At 70.0% G+C, this 15,558-nt stretch carries 14 protein-coding genes and 1 tRNA gene; 11 read left to right on the top strand and 4 right to left on the bottom strand.

What is annotated here, in order from left to right:
* The first annotated feature begins 54 nt into the window (after positions 1-54).
* The 9 genes from MCBG_RS16970 (at position 55) to MCBG_RS16930 (ending at position 9,902) form a co-directional block, all read left to right on the top strand.
* Positions 55-1,191 carry a glycosyltransferase gene (locus MCBG_RS16970; RefSeq protein ID WP_043326969.1) on the top strand — a complete coding sequence of 379 codons (1,137 nt, stop codon included), beginning with the start codon at positions 55-57 and terminating at the stop codon, positions 1,189-1,191.
* Between the two features lie 23 nt (positions 1,192-1,214).
* Positions 1,215-2,240: a hypothetical protein gene (locus MCBG_RS16965; RefSeq protein WP_043330681.1), complete on the top strand. Its 1,026-nt coding sequence runs from the start codon at positions 1,215-1,217 to the stop codon at positions 2,238-2,240.
* Positions 2,237-3,724 carry a glycoside hydrolase family 130 protein gene (locus tag MCBG_RS16960; protein ID WP_043330680.1) on the top strand — a complete coding sequence of 496 codons (1,488 nt, stop codon included), beginning with the start codon at positions 2,237-2,239 and terminating at the stop codon, positions 3,722-3,724. Before MCBG_RS16965 ends, MCBG_RS16960 begins: the two co-directional genes overlap by 4 nt.
* 237 nt (positions 3,725-3,961) lie before the next feature.
* Positions 3,962-4,495, top strand: coding sequence for a SigE family RNA polymerase sigma factor (locus MCBG_RS16955; protein ID WP_043330679.1), 534 nt, complete (start codon positions 3,962-3,964; stop codon positions 4,493-4,495).
* Complete coding sequence (locus MCBG_RS16950) at positions 4,482-5,714, top strand: hypothetical protein (protein WP_043326967.1); 1,233 nt, start codon at positions 4,482-4,484, stop codon at positions 5,712-5,714. The genes MCBG_RS16955 and MCBG_RS16950 overlap by 14 nt, the downstream gene beginning before the upstream one ends.
* A 340-nt stretch (positions 5,715-6,054) precedes the next feature.
* Positions 6,055-7,488, top strand: a complete 1,434-nt coding sequence (locus MCBG_RS16945; RefSeq protein ID WP_181373711.1) for an alpha/beta hydrolase — start codon at positions 6,055-6,057, stop codon at positions 7,486-7,488.
* Between the two features lie 534 nt (positions 7,489-8,022).
* A complete protein-coding gene (locus MCBG_RS16940) occupies positions 8,023-8,334 on the top strand; it encodes a hypothetical protein (RefSeq protein WP_043326963.1) in 312 nt (103 codons plus the stop codon).
* A gap of 6 nt (positions 8,335-8,340) precedes the next feature.
* On the top strand, positions 8,341-9,492 hold the full coding sequence (locus MCBG_RS16935) for a hypothetical protein (protein WP_043326961.1): 1,152 nt from the start codon (positions 8,341-8,343) through the stop codon (positions 9,490-9,492).
* Positions 9,493-9,826: 334 nt separating this feature from the next.
* A tRNA-Arg gene (locus MCBG_RS16930) sits at positions 9,827-9,902 on the top strand.
* A gap of 374 nt (positions 9,903-10,276) precedes the next feature.
* Here MCBG_RS16930 and MCBG_RS32555 read toward each other — a convergent pair.
* Positions 10,277-10,849: an Ltp family lipoprotein gene (locus tag MCBG_RS32555; RefSeq protein WP_198033303.1), complete on the bottom strand. Its 573-nt coding sequence runs from the start codon at positions 10,847-10,849 to the stop codon at positions 10,277-10,279.
* Positions 10,850-11,535: 686 nt separating this feature from the next.
* Between MCBG_RS32555 and MCBG_RS16920 the strand changes: the two genes are divergently transcribed.
* A complete protein-coding gene (locus MCBG_RS16920) occupies positions 11,536-12,012 on the top strand; it encodes a hypothetical protein (RefSeq protein WP_043326959.1) in 477 nt (158 codons plus the stop codon).
* Positions 12,013-12,120: 108 nt separating this feature from the next.
* Here the strand turns inward: MCBG_RS16920 and MCBG_RS33050 are convergent, their stop codons facing one another.
* From MCBG_RS33050 to MCBG_RS16910, 3 genes are all read right to left on the bottom strand, one after another.
* A complete protein-coding gene (locus tag MCBG_RS33050; protein ID WP_013283846.1) occupies positions 12,121-12,294 on the bottom strand; it encodes a hypothetical protein in 174 nt (57 codons plus the stop codon).
* 288 nt (positions 12,295-12,582) lie between these two features.
* Complete coding sequence (locus tag MCBG_RS16915; protein ID WP_223201251.1) at positions 12,583-13,665, bottom strand: family 43 glycosylhydrolase; 1,083 nt, start codon at positions 13,663-13,665, stop codon at positions 12,583-12,585.
* Between the two features lie 71 nt (positions 13,666-13,736).
* A complete protein-coding gene (locus tag MCBG_RS16910; RefSeq protein WP_043326958.1) occupies positions 13,737-14,498 on the bottom strand; it encodes a class I SAM-dependent DNA methyltransferase in 762 nt (253 codons plus the stop codon).
* 215 nt (positions 14,499-14,713) lie between these two features.
* Here MCBG_RS16910 and MCBG_RS16905 point away from each other — a divergent pair, with 215 nt between their 5' ends.
* The gene (locus MCBG_RS16905; RefSeq protein WP_043326956.1) at positions 14,714-15,490 is read left to right on the top strand and encodes an HAD-IIB family hydrolase; all 777 of its coding nucleotides are present in this window, start codon (positions 14,714-14,716) and stop codon (positions 15,488-15,490) included.
* The last annotated feature ends 68 nt before the right edge of the window (positions 15,491-15,558 follow it).

Here is a 15,558-nt window from a genome sequence, read left to right as displayed (position 1 = left end):
CGCGTGAGGCCGCCCCCACTCCGAGGCGGCCGACAACCGGAAGGCCCGACACCCATGCCCAGCTACGGCTTCCTCAGCACGCACCCACCGACCCGATGCGGACTGGCCACCTTCAACTCCGCCCTCGCCACCCACCTGACCGCCGACGGCACGCGCGGCGGCATCGTCCGGGTCACCGACCACGGCGACGACCTGCGGGCCGGACCCGGGGTCGTGCACACCTGGTCGGCCCGTACGCAGACCGGCTGGCGGGACGCCGCGGCCGTCCTCAACACCTTCGACGTGGCCGTCGTGCAGCACGAGTACGGCATCTACCCCGGCGCCGACGGCGAGGACGTCCTGCCGCTGCTGCGCCGGCTCACCGTGCCGAGCATCGTGGTCCTGCACACCGTGCTCCGCCGGCCCTCGCCCAGGCAGAAGTCCCTGCTGGAGCAGATCGTCACCGCCGCGGGAGCGGTCGTCACCATGACCCGCACGGCTCACGACCGGCTGCTCGTCGGCTACGCCGTACGTCCGGACAAGGTCACGGTCATCCCGCACGGCGCCGCCGAACACGTCCACGTGCCCGCCGACCGCCGTACCCGCCCGCACCTGCTGACCTGGGGACTGCTCGGCCCGGGCAAGGGCGTCGAGTGGTCGTTGCGGGCCCTCGCGCGGTTGCAGGACCTCGAACCGACCCCCACCTACACGATTGCCGGCCGGACCCATCCGAAGGTGGTCGAGCACCAGGGGGAGGCGTACCGGGCGGGACTGCACCAGCTCGGCGCCCAGCTGGGCATCGCCCACGCCGTGGACTACCAGAACGTCTACCACGGCCAACCCGCGCTCGCCCGGTTGATCCGCTCCGCCGACGTGGTCGTGCTGCCCTACGACTCCCGCGAACAGGTCACCTCCGGCGTGCTCATCGAGGCAGTGGCCGCCGGGGTGCCCGTCGTGGCCACGGCCTTCCCGCATGCCGTCGAGCTGCTCAACGGCGGGCCCGGTCTGGTCGTACCCCACCAGGATTCGGCGGCGCTGGCCGCCGCGATCCGGCGGATCCTGACCGAGCCCGGCCTGGCCGCCCGGCTGGCGGGCCGCGTCCGGCCGCCGGCCGCGGACCTGCGCTGGCCGGCGGTGGCGGCCAGCTACGGCACGCTCGCCGAGCGGCTCGTCGCCGCCCGCCTCTCCGCGGTCAGCGCGGCGTCGGCGTGACCGCGACCACCGATCTGTCCAACATGTCAGGCAGCGGTGGCCGGCATCCGACGCCCCGGCCGAGCTTCGCGCACCTGAGCCGTTTGAGTGACGACACCGGCCTGTTCGAGCACGCCCGACACGCCATCGTCCGCCGCGAACACGGCTACTGCACCGATGACGCCGCGCGCGGGCTGGTCGTCACCAGCCGGGAGCCGGAGCCGACCCCGGAGGTGCTCGGGCTGGCGGAGCGCTACCTCGCGTTCCTCACCCACGCGCAGGACACCCGGGGCGCCTTCCGCAATCGGCTCGGCCACGACCGGCGGTGGACCGACGCCCCCGGGCTCGGCGACTGGTGGGGGCGGGCGCTGTGGGGGCTCGGCACCGCCGCCGCCCGCAGCCCCGCGCCCTGGATCCGGGAGGAGGCACTCGTCGCCTTCGGCCGGGGCGCCAGACGGCGCTCCCCGGCCCCGCACGCGATGGCCTTCGCCGGGCTCGGTGCCATCGAGGTGCTGCGCCGCCACCCGGGCCACGCCGATGCGGCCACACTGCTCATGGACGCGGCCGCCACGATCGGCGCCCCCGGCCCCGACCCGCTCTGGCCCTGGCCGCAGCCGTGCCTGACCTATGCCAACGCGGCCCTCGCGGAGGTCGTCATCGCGGCCAGTCAGCTACGCCACGACGGCCCGCCCCTCGACGACGGCCTGCGGATGCTGACCTGGCTGCGCGACGTCCAGCTCCGTGATGGACACCTGTCGGTCGTACCCGCCGGCGGGTGGCAGCGCGGCGCGGCGCGGCTGCGCCACGACCAGCAGGCGATCGAGGTAGCCGCGTTCGCCGACGCCTGCGCCACCGCCGCCGCCGTCACCGGCGACCCCGGCTGGGAGACCGGCGTCCGGCAGGCGGTGGGGTGGTTCCTCGGCGACAACGACGTCGGTACGCGGATGTGGGATCCGGCGACCGGCGGCGGCTACGACGGGCTGACCCCGCACGGACCCAACCTCAACCAGGGCGCCGAATCGACCCTCGCGCTGATCTCCACCGTGCAGCACGCCCGGCGGTGGTCGTGACCGACACCCTGGCCGTCCGGCACGGCGCCATCCTGGCCCCGGATCCACGCCGGGTCGTCGTCAAGCTCTTCGTCCCGGGTGAGGACGCCGCCCTGGTACGCAGCCGAGCGCGGGCGCTCATCGACCGCGTCGCGCACCTCGACGACGAGGAGACCGGCCGGCTGCTGAGGGAGACCTTCGACCGGTTCGGCACCCGGCACCGCGATCTGGACGCCACGTTCCACCACCACTACGACCTCGTCCGGCACCGCATCGCCCGGGACCGGGACCTTTCCCCCACCACCCGGCTCCTGATCGGCGCCTACTTCAGCCACGAGTACGCGGTCGAGGCGGCGGCCCTGTGCAACCCGTCGATGGTTGCCCATCCGGACCAGACCGGCCTGATCGCCGGGCAACTGCGCGTCGCGATCAGCCTGCGCCAGATCGGCGAGGGGCACCTGTCGTCCATCGGGTTCGCCACCGCGGTCCTCGGACCCGGACTCCGGCTCACCGTCGCCGACCGGTCCGGGCCGCCGGTCGTCGGACAGCGGACGGCCGTACGACACCGCCGGGACCTCCTCGCCGCCGGCCTGACCGAGGTGGACTGCGACAACGAAATCACCGCCACCGTGCTGCACGCCCTGCCCGAACGCTACGACGAGGCGACCTTCGACCGGGTGATCGGCGATCTGCCACCGGACCTGCTCTCCCGCAGCACCGGACCGGACACCCTCGAACAGGTACGCCGCACCAACGCCGCCAGTTACGCCACGATCTTCCCCGCCGACACCGCCCTGCATCAACGAGTCCTCTGGCCGGCCGTTCCGGCGGAGGGCAACGGCATGGAGGACGCCCGGTTCGTCAGGTTCACCGGCGAGTCCGGACCCTTGTACCGGGCGACCTACACCGCCTACGACGGACGGCGCATCGCCACCCGCACGCTTGCCAGCGTGGACCTGCGCCGGTTCGACAGCACCCCGATGCGCGGGCCGGGCGTCCGCAACAAGGGCGTCGCGCTGTTCCCCCGTACCGTGGCCGGACGGCACCTCGCCCTGTGCCGCGCGGACGGCGAGACCATCGGCCTGACCAGCCTGGACCGTGAGAACCGGTGGCGGAGGCCGGTGCCGCTGCACGCCCCCCGGGACAGCTGGGAACTGATCCAGGTCGGCAACTGCGGATCGCCCATCGAGACCGACGCCGGCTGGCTCGTGCTCACCCACGGCGTCGGCCCGATGCGCCGGTACGCCATCGGCGCGCTCCTGCTCGACCTGCGCCGGCCGGAACGGGTGATCGCGCGGCTGCCCGGCGCGCTCCTGTCACCCGACGAGGCCGAGCAGGACGGTTACGTCCCCAACGTCGTCTACTCCTGCGGCGCGCTCGTACACGACGGCGAGCTGTGGCTGCCGTACGGGGCCGGCGACAACCGGGTCGGGTTCGCCACCGTGCCGGTGGCCACGCTCCTCGCCGCGATGGTGGAATCCGCTCCGGGCGGCCGGGACGGATGAGCGGCCGCCGGTACGACGATCCGGACGGTCGGTGTCGGCCGAATCCTGCTCGGGTGTGGACGGCCTGGACCGGCGGGCGACCACTACCTGCTCGACCGCGACGATGATCTCTTCAGAGCGCGTCGGCGCGACCGTAGAACCCGCTCGATCATCCTGTTGATCCGCCAACTTCTTCGAGCGGTGCAACTTTCCGGGTGGGCGGTTCCGTTCTACCTCCGTCACGAGGAGGCAGCGCACTTGATAGCCGAAGACGAGCAAGCATTCCGCGAGTTCGTGACGTCAGAAATGGCGTCACTGCGCAAGCTGGCGTACGTGACCTGCGGCGACTGGCACGCGGCGGAGGACGCCGTGGCCAATGCTCTGGTCAAGCTCTATCCCCGCTGGCGGAAGCTGGACCGGCCCGATCTCTACGTCAAGACCATGGTCTACCGGGCCGCGGTCGACGAGACCCGTCGGCCGTGGCGGCGCGAGCGGTCGGCCGGTGACGCCATGCCGGACATCGCGCTGCGCGACCCCGCCGGCGCGAGCGACGAGCGGATGCGCCTGCGGGCGGCGCTCGACTCGGTGCCACCCCGGCAGCGAGCCGCGGTCGTGCTCCGGCACTACCTGGATCTGAGCCTGGAGGACACCGCCAGCGTCCTGAACTGCACGGTGGGCACGGCCAAGAGTCAGGTGTCCCGTGGCCTGGCGAAGCTGCGCGAGTCACTCGGCGGCGACCGTACCGATCTCAACGGACCATCGATAAAGGAGTGGACCCATGCGGTTGCATGATCTCGTGGACGCGGTAACGGGCGATGAGCCGCCGATGTCCCGCACCGTCGACGACATCATCACGGCAGGGCGGCGGGCGCAGCGCCGCCGTCGGGCCGGATTCGCGTCAGCCGGCGCGGCGGGCCTCGTCGTGGCCGTGGTCGCCGGTGCGTTCGTGGTACCGGCCCTGGGTGCGCAGCAGAGCCCCCCGGCCGCGCCGTTCGTGGCCGGTGCGGCGGCGTCCGAGCCGGCCGGGGCCGAGTGGCCCGACGCCGCGTCGTTCACCTTCACCTTCACCGGGTACGACGCCGGCACGCTGCATGTGCAGGACCCGATCGTCGCGTCCACCGCGTACCAGATCGCTCCCGTCTACTCCGACGGTCACACCTCGAACGACAAGCCCATGACCCGCCAGGAGGTGGAGGAGCAGGGCGACGCGTTCTTGCGGAACAAGGAAAACGGGAAGCCGGCCCTCTTGGCGTACCTGACCGTCTACCGGCCCGGTGCCTTCGACCCGGCCGGGATCAAGGACGGCGCGAACGTCACCGTGGCCGGGCGCAGGGCCGTGCAGGCGACGCTGCCGGTCGGCCTTGACCCGCAGCGCCCGGTGGATGGCGGCAACAAGCTCTTCGCCTGGGAGTACGCCGACAACGCCTGGGCGGCTGTCACGTCGTACTCCGGCGACAAGGCCACGCCGAGCTTCGAGGAGCTGGGCGGCCTGGTCGAAGGCCTGAAGCCCAGCAGGCCGACGCCGGCCCTGGTGCCCTTCACGGTGGGCTACCTGCCGGACGGTTACGTGCCGTTGCAGATCGGCACCCACGCCACGGCGGGCCTCGGCGGCATCGCCTCGGCCCGCGGCGGCGACTACGGCGGCGCGACGTACACCAGGTCCGCCGCGCCCACCACCGGGCTGACCGCACCGTACGAGGCGAGCGAGGGTGGCATCAAAGACGGGTTCCACATCTCGGTCATCCCGAGCAGCAGCGCGAACCAGACGCCGGAGCCCGGTGTGACGAAGTGCTACGACGTACCCGACCGGCCCGGGTGGGACGGCCCGCAGGTCGACATCTGGTGCCAGTTCCGGAGCGCCGACGGCGCAGTCGTAGTCGAGGTCAGCCCCGATGGTGCCGGTAACACGCTGCCGCGGGTCGAGCTGGAGAAGATCGCCAAGGGGATCACGGTCGCCGACGTCGAGGACGAGTCGACCTGGACTCCGGCCGCGACCGCCCTGCGGCCATGACGGCCGGCGCCGGCACCACGACGGTGCTGTTCCGCAGGGCCGCTTCAGCCGCTCCTGTCGCGAAGAATGAAGGCTTGGGATGAGACGCAGAGCAAAGGCCGGTCTGATTGCCACGGCAACAGCGGCTCTGTGCGTACAGGTGGTGCCTCTCGCCGAGGCGAATACCGCGCCGAAGTCCGACGCGGTGCCGGTCGGACTGGCGGAGTTCTACGCACAGCGTCCTGCGTGGGGACCCTGCCCCCGCCCGCCGGTGCCACCGAGGCGGTCACCGGATGCTTCGGCGTCCGCGCTCCCCCGTGCCGGGAGCGCGTCCCCGGCGGTGGAATGCACGACTGTGCGGGTGCCGTTGGACTACCGGCGACCGGACGGCCCCCGGGAGACCGTCGAGCTCTCCCGGCGCCTGGCGAGCGATCAGCCGAACCGGCTCGGCGTACTGGTCGAGGTCCCCGGCGGGCCGGGCGGGCAGGGAATCTACGCGCCGGAGGACCCGGCGTACGAGGCGCTGTCAACGCGGTACGACATCATCGGGTACAACCCGCGCGGTGTCGGGCAGTCACAGCCTCTGCTGTGCGAGGGCACGAGCGTGCAGTTGTCCGGCAGGACACGCTTCACCGACGCGCAGATGCGGGCGTACACCGAGGAGTTCCGCAGGCGTGATCAGCAATGCGAACGCGCGGACGGTGCCCGACGTCCCTACTTCACCACCGCCAACAACGCCAGAGATCTCGACATCGTCCGCGCGGTCCTGGGTGAGCGTCAGCTGAACCTGATGGGGAAGTCCTACGGCACGTACGTGACGGCCGTCTACGGCACGCTTTTTCCGAAGCGACTGAACCGCAACGTCCTGGACTCCGCGATCCACCCGCAATGGATATGGCGGGAGGCGTGGAAGCAACAGGCAATCGCCCAACGTAGGACCGCCGACGCCTGGATGACGTGGGTGGCCGAGCGCAACGGAATCTACGGGCTGGGAACCACCCGGTCGCAGGTGCGCGCCACGATCGAACGGACCCGGGCGAAGCTGGAGCAACGCCCGATCGACCAGGGTGATTTCGTGTACGACGGCACCGAGTTCGACGGCCTCATCGGGGCCACCAACGAGGTGGCGTACTGGGACTTCTTCGCAGCGACGGCGAGCCGGCTGCGTCAGCAGGTCGAGACACCCTCGGACGTGCCGGGTGACCTGGGCCGGGCGTTGGCTCTTCAGCAAGAGATCCAGGCCGACCCGCCGCCGACCAGCAACGGCGTCTGGGAGGCAGTCAACTGCGAGGCCGAATGGCCCGCCGACCTCAAGGTGTACTACGCGGACATGCGCTACTTCTCCGAGCACTTCCCCTACGGCTGGGGTGCTTCGGCGGTTTCTCCGCGTGAGTGCACCTTCGGCTCGGTGGAGCGGGTTGAGCCGCTGGTGAAGCTGCGCCGCAGCGGCTACCCGACAGGGCTGGTCGTGCAGGAGGAGTTCGACCCGCAGACGCCGTACGAGGGCGGTCGGGCGATGGCGGACCTGCTCGGGCACCGGCTCCTCAGCGTTCCCCGCGATGGCTACCACGTCGTCCACGGCACCAACGCCTGCGTCGACGCCGCCATCGACGACTACCTGCTGAACGGAAAGCTGCCGAAACGGGGAGCGGAGTGCGAGGGTACGCCGATCCCCGAGGTTCCGACGGATGGTTCGGCGCGGGTGGGTGAGGGCGACCGCCCGTCCCTCGACGAGCAGACGAATCTCTTGTCCGGCCCTCGTCCGCTTCAGGCTGGTGGTCGTGCGCCCTCCTGATGCCGACGCGTGAGGGCTTGACATCCGCGCCGTTCTGGCCGAACGCCTCCGCAGTTCCTTGGTACGTCACGGCTGGCCAGGTGGTGGATCTGTTCCACGGCGCGCAGACCCGCGGGCACGGCGACCTGGAGGTCGCCGTGCCCAGCGCACTTTGCGCCCGCGCCACGGTGGATGTAGCCGGAGTACCTGTGCCGTCGGCCTTGCCCCGCTCGACCAACTGCTGAGCGAACTCCACCTCCGCCGACGTCGGTTCAGGAAGCTGAACAGCGTTCTTCTTGTCTGCCATGACATGGTCCTTCCCGGACGGGACCAACGCGAATTTCCGATCTGCGAGGACGTCCGCTTTCGATTTGCGGCACGCTGGGCGTTCGATACGCGGTTACTTGATGTTCGATTTGCGGGGGCAGGCGAACGGGGCGGTTCGTGAAAGGGTCCACCGCTACGTCGCGTTGCTGCGGATCGCGGCGAGTTCGGGAAAGGCACCATCCCAGTGGGGCGTCGAACATCCCGGCGCCGGTCCGCTATCCTCCGCCGATGGCATCGAAGGACAACGCCGCGCTGGAGGCGATGATCGAGGAAGCCACCGCCGACACGGACGGTCATGAGGACGAGCGCGCCGGCCTGTTCACCATGATCGAGGAGCATCTGGCGGTGCCGTTCACCACCACCGTCCTCGGCGTCGAGGCCACCGTACGGAAGGTCGAGCTGGCGGCGGACAACATCGTCGCGGTCTGCGCCCGAGGTCGCCACCGGCAGAGGATCGATCTCCTCGACCTGCCGTTGCTCACCCCCGCGCCGGACGGCGCCGCGTGGATCGACGCCTACCGGCACTGGGCCGGACGGTAGGCCACGGTGAGCGAGTACCAGTACTACGAGTTCACCGCCGTCGACCGGCCCCTCACCGGCCGGGAGCGGGCCGAGCTTCGGTCGCTGTCGACCCGGGCCGACATCACCGCCACCAGCTTCGTCAACACCTACGAGTGGGGCGACTTCAAGGGCGACCCGCGCACGCTGATGGAGCGGTACTTCGACGCGCACCTGTACCTGACGAACTGGGGCACCCGCCAGCTCATGCTGCGGCTACCGAGACACGTGCTCGACCCCGCCACCGTCTCCCAGTACTGCCAAGGGGACAGCGCATCCGCGTGGACCACCGGCAAGCACGTCATCATCGACCTGCACGACGAGGACGAGGACGGCACCGACGAGTGGGACCTCGACGGCCACGGCCTCCTCGCCTCCGTCATCCCGGTCCGGGCCCGCCTCGCCGCCGGCGACCTGCGCCTGCTCTACCTGGCCTGGCTGCGCTGCGTACAGTCCGCCGAGATCGCCGATGACGAGCCTGAACCGCCCGTCCCCGCCCGGCTGGGGACCCTCGACGCGTCCCTCACCGCCGTCGCCGAGTTCCTACGCATCGACCCCGACCTGATCGCGGCCGCGGCGGCCGGACCGCCGCCGGCCACCTCCGGCGAACCGACCGCTGCGCAACTACGCACCTGGGTCGTCGGGCTGCCCGCTCGGGACAAGGACGCCATCCTGACCGACCTGATCACCGGCGGCGACAGCCACCTGCGCAACCGACTGCTGCGCCGCTACCGCGACGCACACCGCACTGATACGCCCACCCCGGCAGCCGCCCGTACCGCCGGGGAACTGCTCTCCACCGCCGCGGGGTTGCGCGCCGAACGGGAACGACGGGACGCTGAGCAACGCGAACGCGACCGGATCCGCCGCGAACGGTCCGCCGCAGCAGCCCGGCAACGGCACCTCGACACCCTCGCAGTCGACCAACCCGCCGCCTGGCAGCGAGTCGACGAGCTCATCGCCACCAAGAAACCCCGCGAGTACGACACCGCCGTGCAACTCCTCATCGACCTGCGCGAACTCAGCGAACGCGACGGGGACAGTTCGTCGTTCCAGCACCGGCTGGCCGAGCTCCGGGCGGCGCATGCCCGCAAGCCCAGTTTGCTCGAACGCCTCAACCTCGCAGGCCTCGACACCTGACGCATGGTTCTTCGCTGACCGTCGCCAAGGTGTGGCAAGGATCGTGGAGGGCCGGTGCGGCGTGTCAGCGTGACGCCCCAGACAGTCGACGCCGGCCACTTCATCCTGCCCGCCAAGATCAACCAGAGTCACCTGGAGACTCCTCCAGCGGATGCCGACCGGGGTGGACCGGTGCCAACGAGGGTCACCATGGCCGACCGCCGGCCGCAAACCGGGGTTCGTGTGCTCAGGTGTGCTCCTGGGCTGGGAGAACGGCGGTCCGGGGAACGTGGGTGAACGGGGGCCACTCCCTGCCACCCCAGGTGAACCCCAGGTCGCTAGACTGTGCCCTCGCGCCCTCGTAGCTCAGGGGATAGAGCATCGGTTTCCTAAACCGTGTGTCGCAGGTTCGAATCCTGCCGGGGGCACCAGGTCAGGTGTTTGATCAACGATCACTGTGCCGCCTTCCGGAGCTTGCGTGCCCGATCGCCTCGCCGAGATCTGCTGCAGCAACGCGGTTGTGTGAGCGGGACTGACAGCAGCGGCCACCCTCGCTCGTCGCTGACCCGTTCGAAGAACTGCAACAGGTCGTCCTTGCTGACCCCGAATTCCGCACAGACGCCAACGGCCGCCACTAGATGAACCTGGCCTTGAACTGGCCGGAGGCGCGAGGCAGGCGCCGGATGCGGGGCGCTCCTACGACCGACTGACATGGTCTGCGGTCGACCGTAGGTGACACGGCGAGCCATGCCAGAGCCTGCCACCCGCCATGGACAAAGCCGCAACAGGCACCCGCATGCCCTTCTCACATCACCTGATCGACACCGTAGACGGCCTGTGCGTGCGTGTACCCCTCGAATTCCAACTGCTTGATCAGGCCCGAACGAGAGAACGGCTGGGTGTCGAGGTAGTCCTTCGCCATCTTGGCAGCCTGTTTCTTGTAGTCAACCTTCAGAGAATCCACGGCCTGGGTTGCGATCTTCCTCGGGTAGCCCTCGAACTCCAACTGCTTGATCAGGCCGGAGCGGGAGAACGCTTGATATTGCAGGTAGTCGGAGGCGGCCCTGATGGCGTTCTCCTGCTCTACGGACACCTTCGGCTCGGTCGGCGCCTTGGTGGTGGCCTTCGGCTTCGGCTTCGGTGTTGTTGTCGTAGGAGCTGCGGTGGTGGGTGTTGGGGTAGTGGGTGCTGCGGTGGTGATCTCCACCGACGGTGCTGCTGTAGGGCTTTCTGCCGGGACGGACGCGGCAGCGGTCGCCTCCGCGGCGGCGCTCCTTGCGGGGGGTGAGTCGCCACCGCCGACTGCCGCAGCGATGGTCACTCCGCCGCAGCAGAGCACCAAGACACCGCCGACGGCCGCTGCGATGATGAGCCGCACGGGGCGCTTCTTCGGAGGCTGCTGCAAATGCGTAGCTGGGTAACCGGGGGGCGGCGGAGCGCTGTAGCTCACTGATGGGACCCTTCGGGAGACTGTGCGTAACCGCGTATACGGCGAGTCTGCTCAGCCGGGCCATCTATAACCATCCCCGCTTCAGCCGATGATCTCCTCAGCCGTTGCTGGTGGAATGTCGTCCGACCGCTGACGCGTTCTGCTGCATGAGTTGGCCGGCGCGGGACGTGCGGTTGCGATTGCCGTACGTCACTTCGTTCCCGACGGGACGGCAGCGTCCACCCGTGTAGAGGACGCGCGAAGGGGCTCCGTCTCGGAATCGTTGCCGGTCAGTGCGGAAGCGGGTGAAAACCCTGCCGGCGGTGCCTGCATTCACTCATTTCCCGACCGTTCGTCGCGGTTCTGATCATGGCCGGGGCGGCGGGGCACGCTCTGTTCGGCCGTCCCGGCTCACGTGCTCACCCGGGGTTCCAGCGGCGAGTAGGCGACTCTCCCGGGCCACAAACGAGCAAGGTGACAGTGCCCGTCGCGAGGTGCCAGGTGAGGTGGGCGGCCAGATAGCCGATGCGCACACGGTCAAGTCCGAGCCCGGCGACAAGAGTTGCGCATGCTGACCATCCGGCGAGGTGATCGGGGCCGGTACGACGACGCCTGGAGCGGTAGGTTGCACGTCGATGTTTCTCGTCTTCTTCGCACTTGTGCTGCTCGCTCTGGCCTGGCCGGTGTTCGCGGCCGCTGCCCTCGTGTTCGTGGTGGTCGCACTGTTGGCGCTCCGTCGCGACCCGCACCTCCGGGGCAGGGCATGGGCGCTGAGGCGGGCGGGATGGTTCCTGGCCGCCGGTGCGGCGTTCACCGGGGCCGCCGCTTACGGTCGCGGGTTGGCGGCGACGACCTTCGGGATCCTGGATCCCGATGACGCTTGCATGCTGCGGCGGCCGGAAGGCTACAGCCACCGCATCGGCGCGTCGGCTGACGGGTCGTCGAGCATGTGGCCGCTGCGCGACACCACGTGCGGCCCCGACCTGGTGCCCGGTTACGTCAATCCCCTGGTGGCCGGGTCGGCAGGGCTGTTCGTGGTGCTCCTGGCGGTCCTGATCCTGGCGGAGGTCAGGTCCCGGCGGCTGCCGGACGGCGACGCAGCCCGCCGGTGACAGTGGCCGCGACGCGGCGCGCCGGCGACATTGGACGACGAACCGGCGACGAGGCGGTGACGCGGACGGCCCCGCGTCCGGCCGGAGCCGGAGCGCGGGGCCGGCGGGTCAGCGGACCAGCGCTGCCACCAGCGTCCCGATGCAGGCGACGACGGCGGCGATGATCGGACTGAGCGTCTTGATGTACGCCAGGATGAGCCGGTGCCGGTCGGTCGGCTCGGCAACGGTTTCGTCCTCGTCCTCTGGTGTCTCGAAGTCTGACCCGTGAGGGATTACAGTCAACGTGACTCCTTCCGTTGCAGCGGTGGAGTCGAATGCGGCGTCCGGTGGCAGCCGGGCGCCGCCCTCTGTGTGAGGCGACGCAGTGCCGTTCGACGGTTCGAGCATCCTCTCGCCGGACAGCTAGCACAAGAGCGGGCAATTCACTGTCGGGTACCTGACAAGCAGATGCATCGCATCGAGAAAATTTCGGTGCCACCTCTTGCCAAATGCAATTTTCCGTGAACGAGTTCTACCGAACGTGACCATCCCGAAGCTTACGGTGAGCAGTCGTGTCGGCAAGCGCGCCGACTACGAGACGAGGAAGCCGGTGGAGGGGCGGGTCAGGACGCCGGTCATCGGGAAGCGGGTGGAGCCGTTCCACCAGTGCCACACGACGCGCGCGGTGCCATCGGCGGCGTCGAAGACGTCCATCCCGCCGGGGCCCTGGTGGTTGCCGGGCAGGCCGCGGATCGGGTTGAGTCCGGCGCTGCCGGTGTAGCCGAAGAAGGGCCGGGACACGCCTTCGCGGATGGGGGTGCAGCGGGAGCCGGGCAGGGGAGTCGCGCCGCAGCGGGCGATGCCGGTGGAGTAGCGCGCGCTGTCCCAGTTGTTGCCCGAGTACATCAGGTACCAGTCGCCGTCGGCGGCCTTCCACATCGCCGGGTTCTCGACCACGTGCGTACCGCCGCTGATCTTGGCGGTGTCCCAGGTGATGTCGGTGCTCTTGAGCATGTCCCGGCGGGTGTCCCAGATCGCGCGGCCCTCACTGTCGGTGCGGACCGTGGAGATGCCGGTCTCGGCGCCGGAGGCGATGGCGTCGTCCCGGTAGGTCACGTACAGGTTCCCGCCGGCCACGAAGGGGTTCGCGTCGAGTGCCCACCGCCCGGCGTCCGGGCAGGCCCACTCGCCCTGGTTCTGGAAGGGGCCGCGGGCGCTGTCGGAGATGGCCCGTCCGATGCACTTCTGGCCGGAGCCCTTGCGGGAGGCGGTGTAGAACATGAAGAACCGGTTGCCGAAGCGGGCGACGCCGGGGGCCCAGACCGCGCCGCCGGGCTCGGCCCAGGCGCCCGGACCGGACGGCAGCGCGTCGTGCGAGGCGCAATCGGCCATGCCGACGCTGCTGCCGGAGCCATGGACGAGGACGGGTACGTACAGCCTGCCGGTCGCGCCGCAGCGCGCGCCGGTGCCGGCGCCGACTGTGGTGCCGTAGGTGACGTAGGTGCCGTCCTTCGCCAGCAGGGTGTCCGGGTCGGCCAGCGGGAAGGTGGACGAACTCGCCAGCGTGGACAGGCCGCTGCCGGGCGCGGCCGTGGCGGGTGTTGCCGCTGTGGTGGTCATCAGGGCGGTCGTCACGAGCGCGACGAGCGCCTCGCGCAGTCGTAAGATTCTCACCGCTCAGCCTCCATCGATGAAGGTAATTGTCGACGCGAGGCTATCGACGGTGAGTGATCGAAGTCAATGAATCAATGCGACGCGAGGTGCGTGGGTCGGGCCGGGAGCCGGTAGATCGACACGTGGGAGCGCGATTCGGCGGTGAACTCCGCGCCGGACCAGTCCGCGTGCCGATGCTCCAGCGTGAAGCCGGCCAACTCGCCCATCAGGTCCAGCTCGGACGGCCAGACGTAGCGGTGCGGGCTGCGGAAGACGCGCGCCTCGCGGCCGTCGCCGAACTCGAAGTGGTGCGAGACGAGGTGTTGCCGCAGCACGTCGTAGGTGTCCACGCCGACGTATCCGGGCTCGGTCGCGAAGACCGCCGCCCGCTGGCCGGGCGGCAGTACGCGCAGCTCCGGCACCTCCAGCTCGATCACGAACCGGCCGCCGGGCTTGAGGTGGCGGGCGGCGTTGCGGAAGCACGCCACCTGTTCGGCCTGTTCGAGCAGGTTGGAGATGGTGTTGTAGACGAGGTAGACCAGGCTGTACTCCCCGGGTGAGGTGGCGGTGGCCATGTCGCCGATCACCACCGGGATCGTCGCCGCATCGGCCTTCGACCGCAGTCGCTCCACCATCGGTACGGAGAGTTCGATGCCGCTGACCCGCACGCCGCGTCCGGCCAGGGGGACTGCCACCCGGCCCGTGCCGATGGCGAACTCCAGCACCGGCCCGTCGCCGGCGAGCGCGGCGAGCCGGTCCACGGCCGGGTCGAGCACCTCCGGCGCGAACATCCCCGTGCCCGGTGTGTCGTACCGCTCGGCGGTCTCGGCGTTCCAGATCTCGTCCTGGCGCATCCGCTCACCATGGCGATCGGCGCCGGACGCTGTCGACCGCATTTCACCGTCGAGCCCGGTTCCGGAAGGCCCGAACCCGCTGCGGAGCCGCTGTTACGCTCCGTCATGAGGGCCGCGTGGTCTGGTGAGCCCTCCGGTCCGGGCCCTCCAGGTCGGTGTCAGGGTGCGTCGGTACCCTGCTAGTTCTGGCCTGTCCGCGACGACATGAGGTATTCGTGAACGATCTTCGAGTGGTGGCGTTCGACCTGGACGACACCCTGGCGATTTCCAAGTCCCAGATCGATCGTCGGATGGCGGAGCTGCTCGGCCACCTGCTCACCGAGGTGGACGTACTCATCATCTCCGGTGGTCGGTTCGAGCAGTTCCAGTCGCAGGTGCTGGCCCACCTCGACCTCACCGAGCAGCAGCGCGAGCGGCTGCACCTGATGCCCACCTGCGGTACCCGGTACTACCGCTGGTCCGACGGGGACTGGCGGCAGGTCTACGCCGAGGATCTGAGCGAGTCCGACAAGGCACGTGTCGTTGCCGCGCTGACCGAGTCGGCGCAGGCGCTGGGTCTGTGGGAGGCGAAGACCTGGGGCGACATCATCGAGGACCGGGGCAGTCAGATCACGTTCTCCGCGCTGGGTCAGTCCGCGCCGCCGGCGGAGAAGTACGGCTGGGACCCGGACGGCGACAAGAAGCGGCGGCTGCGGGACGCGGTCGCGGCGAAGCTGCCCGACCTGGAGGTCCGTGGCGGCGGCTCGACCTCGATCGACGTCACCCGCAAGGGTGTGGACAAGGCGTACGGCATGCGGAAGCTGCTGGAGCACCTGGACCTGACCATCGACAACGTGCTCTTCGTGGGGGACCGGCTGGACGTGGGCGGCAACGACTACCCGGTCAAGGCCATGGACATCCGCTGCCACGCGGTCACCCGGTGGGAGGACACCGCCGACTACGTGGAGCGGCTCGTCGACGACCTGGTGAAGCAGCGCGCCGGGCGCGCCTGACCGACGTGCGACGCAGAGCCCGCCGGTTCCGGAACCGGCGGGGCTCTGGCGGTATCGACGGTGATGAG

It is taken from the genome of Micromonospora sp. M42 (assembly GCF_000568915.1).
GTDB lineage: Bacteria > Actinomycetota > Actinomycetes > Mycobacteriales > Micromonosporaceae > Micromonospora > Micromonospora chalcea.
Note: the sequence above shows the minus strand (reverse complement) of the source record. Positions and strands in the feature narration are given on the sequence as shown.